2 protein-coding genes are annotated in these 1694 nt (G+C 73.3%); both read left to right on the forward strand.

Features of this window, described 5'->3' with window-relative positions; all coding sequences use genetic code 11:
- The coding region (locus HFP15_RS42025) for an MFS transporter (protein WP_168524190.1) at positions 1–1155 on the forward strand (1155 nt) is incomplete at its 5' end.
- The coding region (locus tag HFP15_RS42030) for a BtrH N-terminal domain-containing protein (RefSeq protein ID WP_168524192.1) at positions 1152–1694 on the forward strand (543 nt) is incomplete at its 3' end. The genes HFP15_RS42025 and HFP15_RS42030, both read left to right, overlap by 4 nt.

Below are 1694 nucleotides of genomic sequence, written 5' to 3' on the forward strand. Positions count from 1 at the left end.
GGGTTTGCCGGAGCGGGGGCGGTGCTGGGGATTCTCGGGGCGGGGGTGGTGTTGGCGGCCTGGTCGTGGCGGGCGGTGTTCGTGGCCACCGCGGTGCTGGCGCTGGTGTTGGCGGTGGGTGGCTGGTTCGTGCCGGCCTCGCGTGAGCCGGCGGCGCCCCGGCTGGATGTGCCGGGGGCGGTGCTGTCGGCGGCGGCGGTGGGACTAATTGTGTTCGGGGTGATCGGGGCTCCCGATCACGGCTGGGACAGTGCGCTGGTGGTCGCCTCGCTCGGTGGTGGCGTGCTGGCGGGGGCCGGGTTCGTGCTGGTCGAACGGCGTCGTATGGCACCGTTGCTGCAGGTCGGGTTGTTCGGTGAGCGCGGGTTCGGCGCGGGCGCGGTCTCGCTGGTGGTGCAGTTCCTGGCCGCGTTCGGGGTGTTTTTCCTGCTGATGCAGCATCTGCAGCTGGTGTGGGGCTACTCGCCGCTGCGGGCCGGGCTGGCGTTGGCGCCGGTGGCTGTCCCGCTGGTCGTGGCCGCGGTGCTCGCGCCGTGGGTGAGCGAGCGGGTGGGCCTGCGGGTGATGACCGGTACCGGCTTGGCGCTGGTGGCTGTCGCGCTGGTCGGGATCGGCGGGCTGGGGGTGGGCGAGAACTATCCGCGGCTGGCGGTGTTCCTCGGCGTGTTCGGGCTCGGCCTGGGCGTCTGCGCGACACCGGCCACCGCGGCTATCGTGCGCGGGGTTCCCCGCGCCAAGCAGGGGGTGGCCTCCGCGGTCAACGACGTCACCCGGGAGCTCGGTGCCGCGGTGGGGATCGCGCTGGCCGGCAGCTTGCTCGCCGGCAGCTACCGCACCCACCTCTCCCCGGCGATCACCGACCTTCCCCCACCAGCACGCGCCCACGCCAGCGACTCGCTGGCCGCCGCCCTGCGGCTGGTCGGCGACTCGTCCGCTGGGCCTGGTCTTGCCGACGCGGCACGCCACGCCTTCGTCGACGGGTTCCACGACACCCTGAGCATCCTGGCCGTGATCACCGCGGTCACGGCCGTCGCGCTCACGGTGTGGGCGCCCGGACGCCACCCCCGGCACGGACCGTCACGGCCAGCGGACACCCGCGGCCGCGACGCTGCCCGCCTGTCGGTGACCGTCGAACCGGACAGGAGCACGTCGTGACCGCACAACGCCTCATCAGCGACTACCCGCACCAGGTGGCCGGGCACTGCGGCTCGGGGGCGCTGCGGGACCTGATGCAGTGGGCCCGGCTGTCCTATGACGACACGCCCCTGGACGAGGGCACCGTGTTCGGCCTCGCCGGCGAGCTCGGGTTCACCTACCTGCGTCACCCGGCCATGAGCCCGCCGATCTACCTTGTGGGCCGCGGCCCCGACCTCACCGGCGCGTTCACCCGCCGTCTCGGGATCACCGCCACTCAGCACGCCACCGACGACCCCGACGAGGGCTGGGCGTGGGTCCGCGACGAACTCGACCACGGGTATCCGGTGCTGTGCTGGGCCGACATCGCCCACCTTCCCTACCTGCGGGTGCGGCTGAGCATGAGCCGCCACGACATCGTGATCACCGGCTACGACGACCACACCGCCACCGCCACCGTCGTCGACAACGACCGCGCCGACCCCCAACCCGTCCCCTACGACGCGCTCGCGCGCGCCCGTCACTCCACCGGGTTCCCCGCACCCACCCGGCACACCACC

Origin of the sequence: Amycolatopsis acididurans (genome assembly GCF_012328925.1) — a bacterium.
GTDB lineage: Bacteria > Actinomycetota > Actinomycetes > Mycobacteriales > Pseudonocardiaceae > Amycolatopsis_E > Amycolatopsis_E acididurans.